This is a genomic window from Pseudolactococcus chungangensis CAU 28 = DSM 22330 (genome assembly GCF_002441885.1).
GTDB classification, from domain to species: domain Bacteria; phylum Bacillota; class Bacilli; order Lactobacillales; family Streptococcaceae; genus Pseudolactococcus; species Pseudolactococcus chungangensis.
This window is the reverse complement of record NZ_JXJT01000002.1, coordinates 40,516-60,694: the sequence shown is the minus strand read 5'-3', so window position 1 is coordinate 60,694 and position 20,179 is coordinate 40,516. Positions and strand designations below refer to the sequence as shown.

Here is a 20,179-nt window from a genome sequence, read left to right as displayed (position 1 = left end):
TTTAGTAAAAAATTGGCGTTTGTTTTTTTATTTAAATTACTGAACATTACTTGTCAGTTGTGATAAAAGTGTTTCAAAAGCATATTCATATTTTTGAATATCACCAGCACCCATAAAGACATAGACAGCATTGTCGTGGTCAAGTAAAGGTGACACATTATCAACTGTAATAACTTTAGCTGGTTTTTCAATTTTCACTGCTAGGTCTTCAACCTTGACTTCACCATGATCAACTTCACGCGCTGAGCCATAGATCTGTGCTAAATAAACGGCATCAGCTTGGTTTAAGCTTGTCGCAAATTCATCAATCAAGGCAATTGTTCTTGTGAACGTATGCGGTTGAAAAACAGCAACAATTTCTTTATCCGGATATTTTTGACGTGCTGCGTCCACTGTCGCTTCAATTTCAGTCGGATGGTGTGCAAAATCATCAATAATGACTTGTTCACCAATTCGTTTTTCTGTGAATCGACGTTTCACGCCACCAAATGTTGCCATGTATTTGGCAACTTCTTCGGTGTCAAAACCATCTTGATGTGTCACGGCAACAACTGCTAAGGCATTCAAAATATTATGTTTGCCGTATGTCGGCACAACAAATTCACCGATTTTTTGGTCATGGAAATAGGCTGTAAATTTTGAACCGCTTGTTGTCCGCCTCACATCTTTAGCAATATAGTCATCACTGTCAGAAAAACCGTAACGGTAAATTGGCACATTAGCTTTTATTTTTTGTAGATATTTATCATCCCCATAAACGAATACACCTTTAGTGACTTGATTAGCATAGGTTTGAAAAGCGTCAAAGACATCATCAATTCCTGTGAAATAGTCAGGATGGTCAAAATCGACATTCGTAATGATTGTGTACTCAGGATGGTAAGGTAGAAAATGGCGCTCATACTCGTCAGATTCAAAAACAAAGAATTTAGAATCTTCGGAACCGCGACCTGTCCCATCACCAATTAGATATGACGTGTCTGTCACGTGACGCATCACATGTGCTAAAAGACCAGTTGTTGATGTTTTACCATGCGCACCAGCGACACCGATCGAGGTGAAATTAGTCATAAATTGACCAAGAAACTCATGGTAGCGGACAAAGTGGTACCCGTTTTTATTAGCGTAAGCCAATTCAATATTATTATCATCTCGGAAAGCATTGCCGGCGATAATTTCAACGTCTGGCGTAATATTTTTAGTGTCGAATGGTAGAAGCGGAATGCCCGCCAACTCTAATCCACGTTGGGTAAAGTAATAATCTGTTGAATCAGACCCTTGAACTTTGTGCCCCATTTGATGTAGCATGAGCGCAAGTGCTGACATACCTGACCCTTTGATTCCAATAAAATGATAAGTTTTTTGTGACATTTGTCTACTCTTTTAAGTTGGGTTGGGCAATAGTGTAGATAGATTGAAAATTTTCATGAAATTTCCAATCTATCTACGTCCAACTAAACTCTATTCCTTCCTAATTTAAACTTCGAGCTCACTTTTGTACGAAATAAATCATTTTCTACAAGAGTTTATGACATCGTCGTCCTGCTCTCAGTGTCATGTCTAACGATAACGAATGGTCATCTTTGTGGCCCTTGATTATCTAGCATTAATCAACTGTATCAAAACCATCACGATGCCGATGTTTACTAGCAAAATAGTCCTGTTTTGGCTCATCAAATAAAGAGCCGTTCGACTCACGAGCTGCTATTTTGTCAAAGCCTGAGACTGATTTCCCCAATGAATGTTGCGTTTGAGCAACTTTTTTATTCGCTAGACCTTTGATACCTAGCTCTTCTGCTGATGCCCGTTCCAATGGATTGACATATGGTTTAACAGGTTTAGGCGCAACCGCATTTTCACGTGCGCGCTTTCTGGCATCTTCAACCAAGGTTGATTTTTTCTTAATCGGTACTTGATTTGCAGATGACGCCTTAAAATTTTTGCTCAACGGACGTTTTCCAGCGACTGTTGGCGTTTGACGACGCGTCTCAAAAGAACCGAATTGCTCCTCTTCAGTAGACGACTCGGAGACACTACCAGACGATGCATAATTACCAGTAGATGACTCAAAACGCTCGAGAGATGCATCTGGATTTTTGGTTAAAAGTTGTTGATTGGTCATAATAACCCGATTATCTGGTGTTAACACCGCATCATCGGGCATAATCGGAAATGTAATTTTATTTTTGTAATACGATTTTTCCATAATTGGCCTTACTTTCACTTGAGTTAAAGAATGTTTTAATAGCACCAGTCGCTTAAAGAATCATCGACAAGAGATACCAACTACATTGTACCAAAATTTTGAGGAATAGTCTCGGCTTATACGAATTTCTCCCACTCAAAGCCCCAAAATAGACTTCATTTCATCCTTAGAAATCGTACTATCATCCGCACCACCATCTAAAACTGTCGATACCATATCACGTTTACTATCCTGCAGCGCCATGATTTTCTCCTCAATCGTGCCTCGGGTAATCAAGCGAATGACTTCTACCGTTTTCGTTTGGCCCATGCGGTGAGCTCGCGAAATAGCTTGCTCTTCGACAGAAGGATTCCACCACAAGTCAATCAAAATGACGACATCAGCGGACGTTAAGTTAAGACCTGTCCCACCAGCCTTGAGTGAAATCAAAAACGCATCTCTTGAACCAGCATTAAAAGCCTTGACCATTTTCATTCTATCTTTAATCGGTGTTGAACCAGTCAATTGATAGCTCGAAATCCCCGCTTCTTCCAACTGTCTCTCAATATGTGGAAACATTTTTCTAAACTGAGAAAAAATGAGTGGTCTATGCCCTGAATCTTTGATTTGCTGCAAAAGCTCTGCCAAACTTTTGAGTTTGCCAGATATTCCTCTATAATCAGACATAAATAAAGCAGGTGTATCACAAATTTGACGTAAGCGTGTAATTCCCGCCAAAATTTCTATTTTCGAGCGTGAAAATTCATAATCGTTCATATTTCTCACACGATTTTGGATGGCCTCAAGCTGTGCTAGATAGATAATTTTTTGTGACTCTTCAAGCTCACTATACTGTATCATCTCAAGCTTTTCTGGTAATTCCAGAAGGACATCTTCCTTACGACGACGCATCACAAATGGTTGAATCATACGAGAAATCGCATCATGTTTCAGTCTACGAAATTGCTTTCGGTCACCTAAAATCCCTGGCATGATGATTTGGAAAATCGCCCAAATCTCATCAACACGATTTTCAATAGGTGTACCAGATAAAGCAAAGGTATGGTCAACTTTGAGTTGAGACAATGCTTTATTTGTCTTAGAATTAAAGTTTTTAACCGTTTGCGCCTCATCAATTAATAAATAGTTTAGCTCAAGCGCTTGATAGGTCGTCACATCTTTCAAAAAACTACCATAACTCGTGATAAAAATCTGCGTCTTGGGATTGCTGATTAACGTTGAACGTTCATGTTTAGTACCATCCACAACGACAACTTCAAGGTCTGGTGCAAATTTAGCAAACTCACTCGACCAGTTGTAAATCAGACTAGACGGAGAAACAATCAAGGCAACATCACCTTGGGACAAATTGCTTGCCAGATAAGTAATCGACTGCAAAGTTTTACCTAGGCCCATATCATCAGCAAGTACACCACCCATATGGTAGCTACTCAGCATATTCATCCAACGCACACCGTCTTCTTGATACGGCCGTAAAGTCGCCTTGATTTGTTCAGGTTTTTGATACGGAAAATCGTGTGGATTGGTCAAATTCTCATATAAGGTTTCAAATTTTTTCGAATATGAGATACCATCTTTGTCACCAAAAATTTTAGAGAGCTGGAAGGTTTTAAAAGTTGGAACAGCAATTTTGCCTTCTCCAACCTGAACAGCATCTGACATATCTGTCAAGACTTGCTTGACTGCATCAAATTGCTCACCTAGCAAGATAAGTTGACCTGACTCTGTCACATAATAACCAGCATTTTCTTGAAGTCTCGCCACCAGTTTTGAAAATTCTTGCTCAGGCACATGGGGCATACTGAAATTGATCTCTAACAATCCGCCATTTTGGTCAATATCAATATCAAAATTCTCTGTGATTTGTAATTCTTGAATGCTTGGTGAAAGAGTAACATCACCTAATTTAGCAAATTGTGGTAAAATTTCAGTGAAAAACTTATAGATTTCCTCACCTTTAGGTGGCACTGTCTGCGTATCAAAACCAACTGGAAAGCCTGAGCGTTTAACCAAATCAAAGATTCGTTTTTCTAAACGTAGATACCGTGAAAAATCTAGCGTATCTAACTCTCTAAAACTCGTAATTTTAAAATCACCATAATCAAAAGCAATCTGCAAGGTTAAGAAACCAGCCAAGTCAAAGATAAACTGAGGTTTAAATGGTCGAATTTTAAAGGCACTAGGTGCATCAACGTATCCTAATTTTTCAAAAATTTGTAAAGCCTGAGCTAATTTATCCTTGTCATCGTAATCAAAATGAATCATTCTCAAGTTGTCTGTTGTCATTGGCACTTTGGATAAAAGATTCAATATCTCCAACTGCTCAGCATCCAACTGATAAAAAACATGGTCCCGATAGATAATCTCGCCATCAAAGAAGGTTTGATGTGGCATCTCTTTAATCGTCAACTCAATGACATCATCCAGAGGTTTAACCTCAAATTGATACAAGTCACCTTCATCATCTAATGGCAAAACACTAAAATATCTGACTGGTTTATCTGATATTTTCATCGAAAAATCCATAGCCACAGTCAAGGCTAATAGCTCTGGTAATAGTCCTGCATGAGGGACAAAATATCGCCCCAACTTACGAAAAAGATTCGTCAAAGCCATTTCTTCATGGCTTGGGGTGATTTTCAATAGATAACTTAGAAAATCTTGACTGGCTTTATCAAAATGCGACAGCATTAGCGTCACATAATGTGAACTCCCAATCAGATAAGTACCACCTTTTCTAAGCAAGGTAACAAAATGCGGAATGTCCTTAATGATATAAGATCGAGACATGGTAGATAGACGAATTTTGAACGTAAAAGCTAAAAAGTTGCCACTGTAATAAAAGGACTCCATTAACCGAGGATCAGAAACTTCAACCTCTAAAATCATTTTTTCCGATTGATTTGCCCATTTATCCTCATTAACTTTAGCTAAAAAGTCAGCGGATGCTTGCAATTCTTTTGATTTTTCGACTTCAGCTTCATAGGCCTTCTTTTCTTCTTCGACTGCTTCAATATCTGCTTTTTTCAAATATTCTTCGACAGCAGCAATATGTTGACAATAGCGTTTATTACGTTGAAAGACATCACAAAGACACAAATCATTTTGACCATCCAGATCATAAACGACTTGCTCACCATCAACATCAGCCGAAAGTTTCATTCCACTGACAGACACATCGGTCATCAGTCCTTTATCAAAAAGTTCCGCACCCTCGGCACGGATGCGCGCTGGCATCATTCGACTCATATCATTGTCCCATCTTCAAAGCATTTTTTAAAAGGCTAATACTTAAAACTTCCTATCTTTATTTTAGTCGGCATCGGCGTGATGGCACATTTCTTTTTGTTGCTATTTTCTTGCCACATGCGCTTAAATTTTGGCACTATTATACCATATTTTCTAGAAAATTTCAGAGATTTTCTATATCTTAAAATATGTCACTTTTGTGACCGATTATAACTTAGCTTTTGCTTGTGTTCCAACCAAACAGAGATATTCACGAAATAATTTTCATCATTTTTAAAAAAGCTTGAATTAAAACATTTCGGTCTGCAATCCATTGCTTTCGCTCATCACGTAAATGGACGCGATTGGACAGAAAAATGACGGCTTGTTGGGTCTTTAAGTTTAACAGAATAAAAGTACCAGTGTATCCTGTGTGCAGTAACCATTGTCCCACTTGTTTTTTTGAGGATTCTGCTGAAGTTTCAAGTCCTACCAAATCCCAAGCCAAGCTCCTAGCTTTGTTTGCTTTTGCGTAATCTTTCAGTAGCAATAGATAGACTGGGTTGGCAAAATAGGCTTGAGAAAAGGCAATCAAGTCGTCTAAGTCTGAAAAGAGACCAGCTGAACCAGTATGACGCCCCAAGACCTGGGCTTTAGGGTCGTGGACAAGTCCTTTAGGCAAATTCCAAGCTGTCGCAACTGTTTTATCAGGCGCGACAAAACTTGTATGGTGCATATTAAATGGCTTAAAAACACGGTCTTGCAGAATATCTGCTAAATCTTGTCCGTAAATCTCCTCTAACATGAAACCCAGTAAAATAAAATTCACATCTGTGTAGTGAAACGTCTTATCTGATGTGACAGTTACCTGATTGAGCGCTGCTCGTAGCTCGTCGTAAGCTAGGTTATGACGATTTTCAATAAAGGGGTCAATACCTGAGGTATGGGTTAAAAGCTGCCGAATGGTAAGTGTGGTGCTGCCTGGTCCTTTAAAATCAGGATAATAATCTATGAGTAACGCATCAAGTTCTACCTGGCCTGACAAGACTAAATCAATCATCACTGTGCCAGTGCCGACGACTTTTGAGACACTAGCCAGGTCATAACTCATATCAGTTTGTAGCAGCACTGGTTCAGGCCTCAGGCATTCATAGCCAATAACATATTTCTCTATAGCTTGGCCGTTGACAATCGCAAAAGACGCACCCGGAAAAATTCCAGATGCGACATAAGCTTTTACAAGTTCTAAAGGATTGTCCGACATTGCTGCAATCATTTCACAAACCATATTTCTAGATTTTGACCATCTGTTAAGGTCAAAATTTTACCTTTTTTATCCACATAATAGTCTAAGCCTAAATCATCTAATTGGCTTGCAATTTGGTGTAAATCAACTTCCGGTACGACTTCGAATTCGATGATTTCCAAATCCCAGACTTCTTCTGGACTGGCTAATAAATCAGGGCCTTGCGCCTCAAAATATGAAATTTTTCCAAAAGGTAACTGAACAGCATTTTTCTTCTCAGTTAAACCAAAGCCCTCAACATAAAATGCCAAAGTATTTTCCAAGTTACTCGTATTGAGTTGAATCTCTGTAATTTTAATATCCTGTGACTCAGACTGGCTTGGCACAATTTCAAAAACATCGCCTTCAGGTGAAGTTGCCTCAAATCCTTCTGTAAACTCTGGACTTTCAATCACAATTTTACGTAATTTTTTCACGCCATTGACAGCACGTGTTCGCATACTTGGTGATTCTTCCAAAATCAGTCGAGTATCCATGTGCGTTTTAGCTGATTGACTACCGAGCATTGCTAGGGCATTTTCTTCTGAGATAACTTTCAATCCCAAAACTTCCTTATAAAACGCTAAGTTCAAATCACGATTATTCACACGAATAACTGGTACGGCTTTGGTCGTATTATCAAAAACTGTCTTCATTTTCTCTCTTTTTCTCACTTTTCTCACGTCACTAAAGTCATTTTAGACTTTAACTCAGAGGCAATTTAGTTTTTGGATATTTTCTGTTATCTCTATTATAGTCAACTCTATCAAATTTTACAAAAATTTATCATTTTTTTACGTTAATTTATTAACCAGTGGTTAGCAAAAACAAAGATGATAATGATTTATTTCACAAATATGTCGCATCGGTAGATTTTTTAGAAAAAATATTGTGAAAACTTATTAAATATGTTATCTTATATACATGAATTATTTAGAAATTGCTAAAAATAAAGCTAAGCAACAGCCACAATTGTCCACTCTTGAGATACACGACCAAACTTGGAAAACTCGTCTCACCTTCATCTGGGCGCTTGTTTTATGGCAAATCTCATCCGCGTTACCGGCAATCACTTCGAATCGCCAAGGACATTTTGAACTTTGGAAAATCGGACTCTTTCTAATACTCTTCGTCGCTTGCGTCTGGCTCTCTTACATTTGGGCGCTTAAATATTACTTAATTCCTAAAATAAACTGGCGGTACTTCCAACTAGGAAAAATCGCTGCTGGCTTTGGACTCATGTTTGTATCAGCATTAATTTCAAGTGTCATCATGATGCTAACCGGAACCAATGGTACTGAAAATCAAGAGCTCCTTAATAACATCGGTAAAGTCCTACCACCACTTGTCTTTGTTATTATGGCAACATCTGCTGGATTCTTCGAAGAATTGATTTTTAGGGTCAGTCTGTTTGAACTCGTGTTTAACAAATGGCCTAAAGTCGCTGCCGTTTTTGCTTGGGCACTCTTTACCGCAGCACATAGTCCGACAGATTTTGCAAGTTTCATGACTTATGGGTTGATGAGTCTCGTTTTAACAGGACTCTATGTCAAATATCGTAATTTTTACCTTAACCTGTCTGTTCACTTCCTTTGGAATGCCTTTGGTATGGTTAGTTATTTCTTAATTAAGTAACCTCTTACTAGTAAATCATGTCAAATAAAAAAACCTTGGTCAATTGATTGACCAGGGTTTTTAGCTATTATTTCTAATTAGATAGCAGTTGCTTAGATAAAAATAATTTTGAACAAGGCAATGGCAGAAATACCAGCCAAGATTGGTGCCACAACGGGAACCCAAGCATACCACCATTTTGAATCAGACTTGCTTTCACCAAGAATTGATTTTGGTAAGATAGCATGAAGAATACGTGGACCGAGGTCACGCGCTGGGTTAAGACCTGGACCAGTAGGACCACCGAGTGAGGCAACAAGTGTCATCACAAGGAAACCAAGTGCCAAATGCGCTACTGCAAGTGAACCAGCATTACCAGTTGTTAAACCAACAATACCTTGTTGAACTTTAGTTGCAATATCCATATCCGCAACTTTCGTCCCAGCTCCACCTTGCGATGACAACAATTTGTCAATAGCAGGAATCACTTCAGCACCGAAGAAGTTTTTAGTCAGACCAAGTGCAGCGAAGAAAAGCACAAATGAACCAAAGAACTCGTTTAAGAAACCGTTGATTGTCGCACCACTGCGTGATGTTCCAGTACCATCATCAACGTTATCGATTGTTGAGAAAGTCCCAAGAATATGGTTTGAGTTTGTTGTTTTTAAGTAGTAAGGGCGATAAACCATTACGATAACTGCTTGACCAACGATTGCCCCAAGAAATTGTGCCACGATGTATTGTGCCACATGTGCCCAAGGGAAGAGCCCTGAAACGGCAAGACCTAATGTGAAGGCTGGGTTGATGTGGTTACCTGAAACATTACCAAACATCAAAGCAGGAATCATAACCCCGCAACCATAACCCCAAGCAATGGTCATCCAACCTGAAGCGAATCCTTTAGTGCCTTTGAGGTCAACGTTTGCGACCGCGCCGTTACCGAGGATAATGAGAATTGCTGTTCCGAGGAATTCAGCAAGATATTTTGTCATCCATGTTACGTCCATTTTTGTGCGTAATCTCCTTTGTTAAGTTATTGAGTTAATTGATACGAGATTTCAAAAAAACCTCAAAATTCAATGCTCAATGTTAATGATAAGTACCTTATAAGTTTATCAGAAAATACTAGACGTGTAAAGTCATACTGAACACTTTCATGAAAATTTAAGGTTCATTTAAGACCTTTTGATTGACCTTTTTGTTATAATTTTGTAGAATGCTTGTTTTATTCAGACAATTTGACCATTTAAAAACTCTAATTTATTTAAGGGGACACAATGCAATTCAATCACTTTTCTATTATTGACAAATCATTCGACCAAGAACTGAGCGATTTGGCTAGTCTTGGCTTTAAATTTGATACCTCATCTACTGCCAAAGTCAATCTTAAAAATTGGCTGTTGACTGCGCCGATTGCGATGACAAGTTTAGCAGCTACTGACCAAGAAACAATCAGTGATTTTTTAGATTCCGAAACACCATTAACTTGGAATATTTTTTATGCCATTAGTTTACAATTGCTTGATTTTGTCGCAAATTTTGACTTTCAACTGGCAGAGGCAATCACTTTTGCTAACGCTATCAATCTACCTCTGGTTGATTTATCTACTAAGACATCTGCAAAACAACTGATATCTGCTATCTATCTTTTGATGAACTCCCGTCGTCAAACTGGTATGACCTTAGTCGAACACTGGGTATCCGAGGGCTTGTTGCCACTTGATAACCACTACCATTTTTTCAATGATAAGAGCCTAGCAACCTTCGATACCAGCCAGCTCATTCGAGAAGTGGTCTATGTGGAAAGTTCGGTTGACACGCAAAATCGCGGTGAGTATGATTTAGTTAAAGTCGAAATTATTCGGCCACTATTTGACGGCAAGCTACCAGCGATTATGACGGCAAGTCCTTATCATTTTGGCACCAATGTCAAGGCAAATGACGATAAATTACATCACATGAATGTAGAATTAGTCGAAAAACCGCTTGATAGACTTGCGATTTCTGAATCAACTCTCACACTGCCAGAGTATCCAGCTACTGAAATACCGCTTGTGGATAACAATCAAGCTACTGAGCACTTCACCCACACTTGGACCTACTCGCTTAACGACTATTTCCTCGCGCGCGGTTTCGCATCAATATACGTCGCGAGTGTCGGCACACGTGATTCTGATGGTTTCCAGACCTCAGGTGACTACCAACAGATTGCCGGTGTGACTGCTGTCATTGACTGGCTGAACGGTCGCGCACGCGCCTTTACCAATCGCCAAAAAACACATATTTTAACCGCAGATTGGGCAAATGGTCACGTCGCCATGACCGGCAAATCTTATCTCGGCACCCTCGCTTACGGCGCTGCAACGACTGGTGTCGCAGGTCTCGATATCATTCTAGCAGAAGCCGGCATCACGAACTGGTACGACTACTACCGTGAAAACGGCCTCGTCCGCAGTCCTGGCGGCTATCCTGGTGAAGACCTCGATGTCCTCGCTGAACTCACGTATTCACGAAATCTCGACGCTGCCGATTACTTGGTCAATAATTCTGCCTACCAAAAGCAACTCGCTGATATGAGCCAGGCGCTAGATCGCACCTCTGGCGATTATAATGCCTACTGGCACGCTAGAAATTATCTGCCACATGTGGATAAAGTTAAAGCTGATATCCTTATCGTCCACGGTTTGCAAGATTTCAATGTCACGCCCTCTCATGCCTTTAACTTTTGGCATACGCTACCTGAACATGTTACCAAACATGCTTTTCTACATCAAGGTAGCCATATCTACATGAATAACTGGCAGTCTATTGATTTTTCTGAAACAATCAATGCCTACTTTTCAGCTAAATTATTAGCACGTGACTTAACGCTTGATTTACCACCTGTCATTTGGCAAAAAAATAATATTGCCCAATCTTTTGAGAGACTACCTGAGTTTGGTGGGCATGATATTGAAGTCCTGCCACTTGGTTTTGCAGGTGAGCTCGACCAGTTTGAGAATCACTATCCTGCTGAGACATTTGAACAATATAGTAAAAATTTCCAAACATTTAAAGCGGATTTATTTGAAGACAAGGCAAATGCTGCCATTATTGATATCCATCTCCCTGAAACTTTACAAATCAATGGCCAGATTGTGCTTGATTTGCGGCTGAAACTAAATGATACAAAAGGGATGCTGTCGGCTCAGGTTTTAGATTTCGGCTCCAAGAAACGTCTGACGGATGTCAGCACGCTGCTTGAGCCCAAGACCATTGACCGAGGGCGGAACTTTATGTTGGATGATTTGCGTGATCTGACTTTGGTGGATAAGCCTTATCAAGTTGTGACTAAGGGCTTTATGAATCTACAAAATCGCCAGCAGCTGACGGAGATTAATTCTGTTATTGCGGATGAATGGTTTCGGGTTGAGTTGCGTTTGCAGCCGACGATTTATGATTTTGAGGCAGGGGATACGCTGCGACTTGTGCTTTATAGCACGGATTTTGAGCATACGGTTCGTGATAATCGCGAGGTTAGCTATACCGTTAATTTGGAAAAATCACATCTTTATCTGCCAAAAACGAAAAAAGAAGGACATAAGATATGACCACTATCGGTATTCTAGGCTCTCAATATTTAAGTACACCTGAGCTACCTTTTCATCAATTTCCTGTAACTTATACACGAACTGCTTTTATCAACGCCTTGCAAAGCGTCGGGGGAACTGTGATTATGATTCCGATTGACCGTGATTTGGATAAGCTCGCTGACTATATCAAACTGGTGGATAAAGTCATGTTGACGGGTGGTGAAGATGTTGCGCCGCTGTTTTATGGTCAAGACCCACATCCTTTGCTTGGCAATATCAATCCAGAACGTGACCGTTTCGAGATTGCGGCTATCCATGAAGTCATCAAGCAAGAAAAAGCCTTGCTTGGTGTTTGCCGTGGTCATCAGTTGCTTAACGTCGCGCTTGGTGGTACTTTATATCAGGACGTGAGCCTTTATAGAAATCCTGAAGTTGCGACCCTGAAACATATGCAAGCCCCAACTAAATTTAAATTTACGACACATTTCGTTAATGTTGATCCAACATCAAGCCTTAATTTTCTTCCTGAAACCTATCATGTTAATTCTTATCACCATCAGATGATTGACCAGTTGGCTGATGATTTGATAACGATTGCCACGGCTAGTGACGGCGTTATCGAGGCTGTCGAAAACAAAGCCAAACGTTTACTAGGTGTCCAGTGGCATCCAGAAGGAACTTGGGATAATATTCCTGATGAACGTGCAATTTTTGATTTTTTTGTTAATCAACTTTAAGGATAAGAAAAATGACCTCAGTCTTGAGGTCATTTTTCTTATAGTCGATAATGCAAAACGTGAACCAAGTCACCATCTGTTGATTGCTTATTTTCTTCAAAAACTTCAAACCCTAGTCGCTGCCAAAAAGCCAGACCATTAGGGTTATTCTCAAGGACAGCTAGCCGAACTTTTCTCATGCCAATACTGCGGAAATAAGTCAACTGCTCTGTCACAATTGCACGTCCTATCCCTTGACTTTGAAAGATTTTGTCAACTAAAAACAAGCCAATAAAAACAGTGGCCTCATTTGGATAACCCAAAACATAATCTAAAACACCAAGTGGTCTGTCTTTATCATCTGTCAATAAAAAATATTTTTTATTTTCTGGCGTAATGTGCGCCGGTCCAGAATGTACATCTTCATCAACTTGTACCAAATCAAGTTTACTTGTACCATTCAATGCAAAATAATCCTTATTACGCTGATAAAGCGCCAAAATCTCAGAATATTTTTCGTCAGTCTCAATCAATACATAACGAAACATCGTTATTTCACAAACTGCGCCAAATGATTAACAGCTTTTGCCTTGCCTAGAAGATAAATTGTATCTGGCAGCTCAGGACCGTGCATTTCGCCAGAAACAGCGATTCGAATCGGCATAAAGAGATTTTTCCCTTTGATACCCGTTTCCTTTTGCACTTCTTTAATCAGTGGAAAGATGTTGTCTTTAACATAATCCGCATCCGCCAAGCCTTCAAGTTTTTCTTTAAAGGCTTTGATGACAATAGGTGCAGTCTCTGTTGCTAATACTTCTTTTGCAGCATCGGAAAGTGATGGAAACTCAGCATAAAAGAGATCCGTTAACGGCACGATTTCATCTATTGATTTTAATTGGGGTTGGTAAAGCTCAACTAAATGTTTAGACTTGTCATCCAAACGACTAGCAGTTGCTAAGAAGGGTTTCGCCATGTCGAAAATCTTATCCAAATCAGCATGTTTGATATAGTCATTGTCCAACCAATCTAATTTCTTTTGGTCAAATGCCGCAGGCGATTTAGACAAACGATTTTCATCGAATAAGTCAATTAATTGGGTTTGAGAGAAGATTTCTTCTTCACCACCAGGATTCCAGCCTAGCAAAGCGATAAAGTTGAAAACAGCTTCTGGTAAATAACCTTTTTTACGATAGTCCTCGATGAATTGTAGGGTATTGGTATCACGTTTCGATAATTTTTTACCAGTCTCAGAGTTGATAATCAAGGTCATGTGACCAAACTCAGGAGCATCCCAGCCAAGGGCTTCATAAATCATTAATTGTTTAGGCGTGTTGGCAATATGGTCGTCGCCACGAATGACATGAGAAATTTGCATATCATGGTCATCTACGACAACAGCAAAGTTATAAGTTGGATAGCCATCACGTTTTTGAATGACCCAATCACCACCTATATTTTTACCTTCAAACTCAATATCACCTTTAACGATATCATGCCATTTGTAAATAGAGCCTTCTGGTACCTTGATACGCACTGTTGGTTCAATACCATTTGCCTCACGCTCAGCAATGTAAGCAGCAATTTCAGATTCAGTTAGACCGGCATATTCACTGATATAAACTGGTGGCAAACCTTTTGCTTCTTGAGCTTCACGGTCTGCTGCAATCTCTTCTTCTGTCTTGTAAGATTTATATGCCTTGCCTGATGCGAGTAATGCATCGATATAAGTTTGATAAAGTGACAAGCGTTCAGATTGACGGTATTTCTCATGTGTTTCAGGTGATTCATCCCAGTCAATCCCTAACCAACGCAAGTTATCAAGCTGTGAACGCTCGCCATCTTCAACATGGCGTTTACGGTCCGTATCTTCAATACGGATAATAAAATCTCCACCATGATGACGGGCATACAGATAATTAAAAAGTGCAGTCCGTGCATTTCCGATGTGTAATAAGCCAGTAGGTGATGGTGCGTAACGCACACGAATTTTGTTTGTCATTTTTACGTCCTTAATCTAACTTATAAACCAAGATTGGTTTATAAACTTTTGTTTCAATCGTCATTCCTATTTTACCAAAATATCAAAAAAAGCGCTAACTTTCTTGCTGCGCTTTAATCTTCTTTATCTTTCTTGTGCTGGTCACGGTCATACAGACTACCAAATCATTCACCAAGACAAATACCTAGAGCTAAATTTTAAAAAATCAAACCTAAACTAACGCCTAAAGCGAGATCGGTCCCTATGCCTGAATTATTTTTTCTTCTTCAAGGCATTTCTCCTGACTTTAAACTTGACTAATCAAGACGACCGCTTCACAAGCCATGCCTTCACGACGACCGACAAAACCAAGTTTTTCAGTTGTTGTCGCTTTGATATTGATGTTGGCAATATCTGTCTGTAAAATTCTGGCGATATTTTGTTTCATTTGTTGTAAATGTGGTGCCATTTTAGGTGCTTCAGCCAAAATCGTGGCGTCAATATTGCCAATCTCATAGCCTTTTTCAACCATTTTCTGATAGATATCAGCTAAGATTTGTGTTGAGGCAATGCCTTCAGTTTCTGGATTGGTATCCGGAAAGGCGTGACCGATGTCGCCCATGCCCAGTGCTCCAATGATAGCATCCGTGATAGCATGTAAAAGCACATCCGCATCTGAATGGCCTAAGAGTCCTGTTTCATGCGGAATGTTCACACCTCCGATAATCAACTGACGACCATTTACCAACTGATGGACATCATAACCGTGGCCGATTTTAAGTGAGGGCATCAAATAATCCTCCTAGTGGGTTACCAGATGAGCTTGAGTGACCGTCTGTTACGATGTAGTTTTTCATGATGTTGGCAAAGGTTTCAATGTTAAGGCTTTGCACGTAGATTTCGCCGGTGCCACGGAAGGTGTTGACGATACCTTCACCCGTGCCAATGGACTGTACAAAACCGTTTTCCAGGTGAATATTGTAGTCCAATGTGTCTGACCAAGCAACGACATGTGCATTATCAATTGTGATTTCTTGACTTTGGAGTTCGATTTTTTTAATGCTCCCAAAAGCATTCACAAGTAATGTCCCAATGCCATCTGTCGTCATGACGAATAGCCCACCTTGTCCACCAAAAAAGGCTTTGCCGACACTTTGCCGTTCCATAGTATACTGGGCGCTACCGTCAAGTGCTAAGAAAGCGCCATCGTTTAGTCGATATTGTTTACTGCCAAGGTCTAGGGGCATAACTTGACCAGGCGTCGAGGGGGCTAGTGCGATGATACCGTTATCGTTATTTGACACTGCTTTGGTGATAAAGACACTTTCACCTGATGTCATGGCACGACCCGCTGCTTTAAACAGCTTACCAATACCACTTCCTTTTGCGTTCAACTCAGACGTTAACGTTACTGCAGCATTATGATAGATCATACTACCACGCTGAATGTAGGCAAACTCTCCTGTTTCCAACGCAATTTCAATCATCGGAAACTGCATATTACTGTCAATTGTGTACTTCATTTTGTTATCAGCCATCATCTTCACTCCATTTCTGTTGATTATGTTGCTTACATTGTAGCAAAAATCATCACAAAACACCTCAGGCCTCAGACCGATGTGTTAAAATCGCTTGACCGAAAATCAAATCTTCTGGTGTCGTGATTTTGATATTTTCATAAGAACCTGGGACAATGGTAATAGGCTTATCAGAAAAGACCTCAACTAAACTCGCATCGTCAGTCCCCAGAAACGCTTTCGAATGCGCATCCTGATGCACTTTTTGGATGAGACTGGTCTCAAAAAATTGTGGTGTCTGAGCACCCCAGAGATTTTCACGTGGTACAGTCTGACTGATCTGCTCCTGATGGTTGACCTGCTTAATAGTATCCTTAACAGGCACTGCCAAAATCGCATTATTGTAGGCTTTTAGGGCCGCTAATTCAGATAGCGTGACAAATGGTCGCGCCCCATCATGAATCATAACAGCATCCTCCGAAACCTCTTTAAGCGCATGTCTAACTGAATCTTGACGTTCTGCGCCACCGACAACAAAGCATACCCTATCTGATAAATAATCAGTAAAATAGGATTTTTCTTCAGCTTTTCCAACCAAAATTACTTGCTTACAATCTGAATCTGACAAGAATAACTCTAAGCCATATTGAAAAATCGCCTTATCTGCTAAAGTCAAAAAAATCTTGTTACAAGCAGCAGCCATTCGACTTCCTGAACCCGCAGCTAAAAGTACCGCGCTATAGGCTTTATGACCCTGATCAATCATCGTGCCAATTCTCCAAAAATCATGCGACCAGCTGATGTTTGAAGTGACTTAGTCACCTCGATTTTAACCATTTTATCAATTAAATTAGCCGTCTCTTCAACAACAATCATCGTACCATCTGGCAGATAACCTATCCCTTGACGACGCTCCGTCCCTTTTTTCACAATCTGAATATCGAGTGTATCACCGACAATAAGCTGCGGTTTTACTGCGTTTGCTAAGTCATTGATATTTAAAACTTGCACACCTTGAATTTCAGCTACTTTATTGAGATTGAAATCATTGGTAACCAGTGCTGCACCAGTTTCTGATGCGTAGCGTAAAAGTTTCGTATCAACTTCATGAATATCAGAATAATCCTTATTCGTCACCGTGACTTTGGCAATTTCCTTCATGTCATTGACTAAATCAAGTCCTCTACGACCTTTGGCTCGTTTTAAGTTATCGTTACTGTCAGACAACAGTTGCAACTCTAACAAGACAAAGTTAGGCACGATAATTTCGCCGTCCAAAAAGCCTGTTTTCAAAATATCAAAAATCCGACCGTCAATCAGAACACTTGTGTCCAACAATTTAGCGTAATTTTTATTTTTACGTTTATCTCTTTTCTCTGGTTTCTCTGCTTTTTCAGCCACCGCTACTTTTTTTCGACTGAAAAATTTGAAAATATCAGCTTCACGTTTTGACGAAATGCTATACCCAACATAAATCGTTAGCATCATCAATAAAAACGGAATAATCGTTGATAAAATCGGTGTCCGCAAAATCCATAGTGGGATACTTGCAATAGCGCCAATGATAAGACCAATCACTCCTCCCATAAATCCCCAAGTAATTTTAGGAATATTGATAGTTGCAATCGTTTGGTCAATTTTTTCGACAAAGTTCAGCAGTAGTCTGATAAATATAAAAGAAAAAATCAGAAAAATAATTGCGCCAATTAAACTATTGACCACTGCGTTGTTTTCAAATTGCCTTTGATGGATGAGCACCCAAAATTCGGGTAAAAACGTATCGCCAAGTGTAGCACCGACAATAGCCATCAAGGCGTGAATGATAATTCTTTTCATACATTCATTCCTCCTTCAAGATGTTGAGGCGACTGGTTTGAGACTATGAAAAATAGGAAAAGACGTCAAGACACGACAGTGTCTGCCCACTTTTATCTTTTTTCCTAGTCTCAAGGAGCCAAAACTCAGTTAAATAAGATGTTGAGGCGACTGCTTATTGTTAGGAAAATAGGTGAAGGATGCAGGTAATGTGCATCCTAATATCTTTTCCCTAACATTAGAGAGTCGAAACTCAAGTGCAATTGTATGATAGGTTGGTTACGCTACCACAATTGAAAAATAAAGATGTGTCACTCAATGGTACACATCTTCATTTTATCATAATTAACATAAAAATACCTTGATTAACCGAACACCTTCTGCAAAACTTCCGCTAAAGTTGTGACACCAATAACTTCTATTTCTGGTGGTATCTCTAAACCTGCTAAAGCATTTTTAGGGGCATAGAGTTTTTTAAAGCCTAATTTTGCTGCTTCATTAATGCGACTCTCGATACGATTGACACGACGAATCTCCCCAGTCAATCCGATCTCACCGACAAAGGCAACATCTGGTGCAGTCGGTTTTTCTTTATAACTTGAGGCGATAGCTACTGCAATCGCTAAGTCAATTGCTGGCTCATCAAGTTTCACGCCACCTGCTGATTTGAGGTAGGCATCTTGATTTTGGAGCAAGAGATTAGCGCGCTTCTCAAGTACTGCCATAATCAAGCTGACGCGATTAAAATCAAGGCCCGAGGTTGTCCGTCTAGCATTACCAAAAATTGTTGGTGTGACAAGTGCTTGAATCTCAACCAAAATTGGTCTTGTCCCTTCCATAGAGACGACAATAGCTGAACCTGTTGCCCCTTCTAAACGTTCTTCTAAAAAAATTTCACTTGGATTGGTGACTTCAACGAGTCCTTGAGATTGCATCTCAAAAATCCCAATTTCATTGGTCGAGCCAAATCGATTTTTCACGGCCCGCAAAATCCGAAAGGTATGCTGGCGCTCACCTTCAAAATAAAGCACCGTATCTACCATATGTTCTAGCATTCTCGGACCGGCAAGGCTACCTTCCTTGGTCACATGACCGACGATAAAGGTGGCAATATTATTGGTTTTTGCGATTTGGAGTAACTCAGCGGTCACTTCCCGTACTTGACTCACCGAGCCTTGTACACCTGTGATTTCGGGACTCATCACGGTTTGGATGGAGTCAATAACTAAAAAATCTGGTTGTAATTTTTCAATTTCAGTTCGGATGTTCTGCATGTTATTTTCTGCATAGAGATAGAAATCCGAGTCCAAATCACCTAAACGTTCTGCACGCATTTTGATTTGTTGGGCTGATTCCTCACCTGAAACATAAAGAACACGCCCAATATTAGCCAACTGCACTGACACTTGTAAAAGAATGGTTGATTTGCCAATACCCGGGTCACCACCGATAAGTATCAAGCTACCTGGCACGACACCGCCACCTAGTACACGATTAAATTCTCCCATATTTGTCAAAACGCGTGGTGTAGCCAAGCTTTCGACTTCACCTAGTTTAACAGGTCGTGTTTTTTCACCAGTCAGGGTCACGCGCGCATTTTTGACCTCTTTTGCTTCAACTTCTTCGACAAAAGAATTCCATGCGCCACAATTAGGACAGCGACCCAAATATTTGGGTGACTGATACCCACAAGATTGGCAGACGAATTTTGATTTTGCTTTCGCCATTTTATGCCCCTGTGCTACCAAAGCCACCGATGCGTGTACCTTCAGCACGGTCGCCATCTGCTAATAGAAATGGTGCAAAAACACCTTGGACGATGCGTTCGCCTTTGGCAACTTCTACGATTTGATCAGTGATGTTTTTCATTTGAGCAAAGATGTGTCCTTCATTATCTGGATTACCATAGTAATCACCGTCAATAACACCAACGCTGTTAATCAAAACTAGACCTTTTTTACGTGGATTAGATGAGCGGTCATAGAGGTAGAGCACTTCGCCTGGTTGCATATAGGCTTTGATACCTGTCGGAATGAGTTTGATTTCACCTGGGTTTAGGCTGATTGTTTCTGCTGCGATAAAGTCGTAACCTGCTGCGTGTGCAGTACTTCTAAGGGGTAGGTCGATTCCTGCGTTTTCATAAGCTGTAACGCGTTCAAATCCTCTTGTTTTCATATTTTCTCCAATATTTTAATTTCTATATCCTATTATACGAAAAAAGCCGAGAAAAATCTCAGACGCTTTTCGT

Annotated in this window: 17 protein-coding genes; 3 read left to right on the top strand and 14 right to left on the bottom strand. The window is 40.0% G+C overall.

Going from position 1 to position 20,179, the window contains the following annotated elements:
• Positions 1–36 precede the first annotated feature (36 nt).
• The 5 genes from murC to RR45_RS01555 all read right to left on the bottom strand — a co-directional run bounded on the left by murC (position 37) and on the right by RR45_RS01555 (position 7,375).
• Positions 37–1,371, bottom strand: coding sequence for a UDP-N-acetylmuramate--L-alanine ligase (gene murC, locus RR45_RS01575; protein ID WP_031366495.1), 1,335 nt, complete (start codon positions 1,369–1,371; stop codon positions 37–39).
• 235 nt (positions 1,372–1,606) lie between these two features.
• Positions 1,607–2,206 carry a hypothetical protein gene (locus RR45_RS01570; protein WP_031366494.1) on the bottom strand — a complete coding sequence of 200 codons (600 nt, stop codon included), beginning with the start codon at positions 2,204–2,206 and terminating at the stop codon, positions 1,607–1,609.
• 135 nt (positions 2,207–2,341) lie between these two features.
• Positions 2,342–5,455 (bottom strand): DEAD/DEAH box helicase, encoded by a 3,114-nt coding sequence (locus RR45_RS01565; RefSeq protein WP_031366493.1) that lies wholly within the window; start codon positions 5,453–5,455, stop codon positions 2,342–2,344.
• Between the two features lie 250 nt (positions 5,456–5,705).
• Positions 5,706–6,710, bottom strand: coding sequence for a serine hydrolase domain-containing protein (locus RR45_RS01560; RefSeq protein WP_096823133.1), 1,005 nt, complete (start codon positions 6,708–6,710; stop codon positions 5,706–5,708).
• Positions 6,707–7,375 (bottom strand): CppA N-terminal domain-containing protein, encoded by a 669-nt coding sequence (locus RR45_RS01555; RefSeq protein WP_031366491.1) that lies wholly within the window; start codon positions 7,373–7,375, stop codon positions 6,707–6,709. The genes RR45_RS01560 and RR45_RS01555 overlap by 4 nt, the downstream gene beginning before the upstream one ends.
• Before the next feature lie 268 nt (positions 7,376–7,643).
• Here RR45_RS01555 and RR45_RS01550 point away from each other — a divergent pair, with 268 nt between their 5' ends.
• Complete coding sequence (locus RR45_RS01550; RefSeq protein WP_072353442.1) at positions 7,644–8,354, top strand: CPBP family intramembrane glutamic endopeptidase; 711 nt, start codon at positions 7,644–7,646, stop codon at positions 8,352–8,354.
• A 92-nt stretch (positions 8,355–8,446) separates the two neighbouring features.
• Here RR45_RS01550 and gla read toward each other — a convergent pair whose 3' ends face one another.
• Positions 8,447–9,340: an aquaglyceroporin Gla gene (gene gla / locus RR45_RS01545; RefSeq protein ID WP_031366489.1), complete on the bottom strand. Its 894-nt coding sequence runs from the start codon at positions 9,338–9,340 to the stop codon at positions 8,447–8,449.
• Between the two features lie 270 nt (positions 9,341–9,610).
• On the opposite strand from gla, the gene RR45_RS01540 reads away from it, so the two are divergent.
• Both RR45_RS01540 and RR45_RS01535 read left to right on the top strand, forming a co-directional pair.
• Positions 9,611–11,923, top strand: coding sequence for a Xaa-Pro dipeptidyl-peptidase (locus tag RR45_RS01540; protein ID WP_031366488.1), 2,313 nt, complete (start codon positions 9,611–9,613; stop codon positions 11,921–11,923).
• Positions 11,920–12,642 (top strand): gamma-glutamyl-gamma-aminobutyrate hydrolase family protein, encoded by a 723-nt coding sequence (locus RR45_RS01535; RefSeq protein WP_031366487.1) that lies wholly within the window; start codon positions 11,920–11,922, stop codon positions 12,640–12,642. The genes RR45_RS01540 and RR45_RS01535 overlap by 4 nt, the downstream gene beginning before the upstream one ends.
• Positions 12,643–12,680: 38 nt before the next feature.
• Here the strand turns inward: RR45_RS01535 and RR45_RS01530 are convergent, their stop codons facing one another.
• The 8 genes from RR45_RS01530 to RR45_RS01495 form a co-directional block, all read right to left on the bottom strand.
• The gene (locus tag RR45_RS01530) at positions 12,681–13,169 is read right to left on the bottom strand and encodes a GNAT family N-acetyltransferase (protein WP_072353441.1); all 489 of its coding nucleotides are present in this window, start codon (positions 13,167–13,169) and stop codon (positions 12,681–12,683) included.
• Between the two features lie 2 nt (positions 13,170–13,171).
• On the bottom strand, positions 13,172–14,620 hold the full coding sequence (gene gltX / locus RR45_RS01525) for a glutamate--tRNA ligase (RefSeq protein WP_072353440.1): 1,449 nt from the start codon (positions 14,618–14,620) through the stop codon (positions 13,172–13,174).
• A gap of 286 nt (positions 14,621–14,906) precedes the next feature.
• Positions 14,907–15,389, bottom strand: coding sequence for a 2-C-methyl-D-erythritol 2,4-cyclodiphosphate synthase (ispF, locus tag RR45_RS01520; protein ID WP_031366484.1), 483 nt, complete (start codon positions 15,387–15,389; stop codon positions 14,907–14,909).
• Complete coding sequence (locus RR45_RS01515; RefSeq protein ID WP_031366483.1) at positions 15,376–16,137, bottom strand: TIGR00266 family protein; 762 nt, start codon at positions 16,135–16,137, stop codon at positions 15,376–15,378. The genes ispF and RR45_RS01515 overlap by 14 nt, the downstream gene beginning before the upstream one ends.
• A gap of 64 nt (positions 16,138–16,201) precedes the next feature.
• Complete coding sequence (gene ispD / locus RR45_RS01510) at positions 16,202–16,882, bottom strand: 2-C-methyl-D-erythritol 4-phosphate cytidylyltransferase (RefSeq protein ID WP_031366482.1); 681 nt, start codon at positions 16,880–16,882, stop codon at positions 16,202–16,204.
• On the bottom strand, positions 16,879–17,952 hold the full coding sequence (locus tag RR45_RS01505; protein ID WP_031366481.1) for a PIN/TRAM domain-containing protein: 1,074 nt from the start codon (positions 17,950–17,952) through the stop codon (positions 16,879–16,881). Before RR45_RS01505 ends, ispD begins: the two co-directional genes overlap by 4 nt.
• A gap of 344 nt (positions 17,953–18,296) precedes the next feature.
• Positions 18,297–19,658: a DNA repair protein RadA gene (gene radA / locus RR45_RS01500; RefSeq protein WP_072353439.1), complete on the bottom strand. Its 1,362-nt coding sequence runs from the start codon at positions 19,656–19,658 to the stop codon at positions 18,297–18,299.
• A gap of 1 nt (position 19,659) precedes the next feature.
• Positions 19,660–20,106 carry a dUTP diphosphatase gene (locus RR45_RS01495; RefSeq protein ID WP_031366479.1) on the bottom strand — a complete coding sequence of 149 codons (447 nt, stop codon included), beginning with the start codon at positions 20,104–20,106 and terminating at the stop codon, positions 19,660–19,662.
• Between the last annotated feature and the right edge of the window lie 73 nt (positions 20,107–20,179).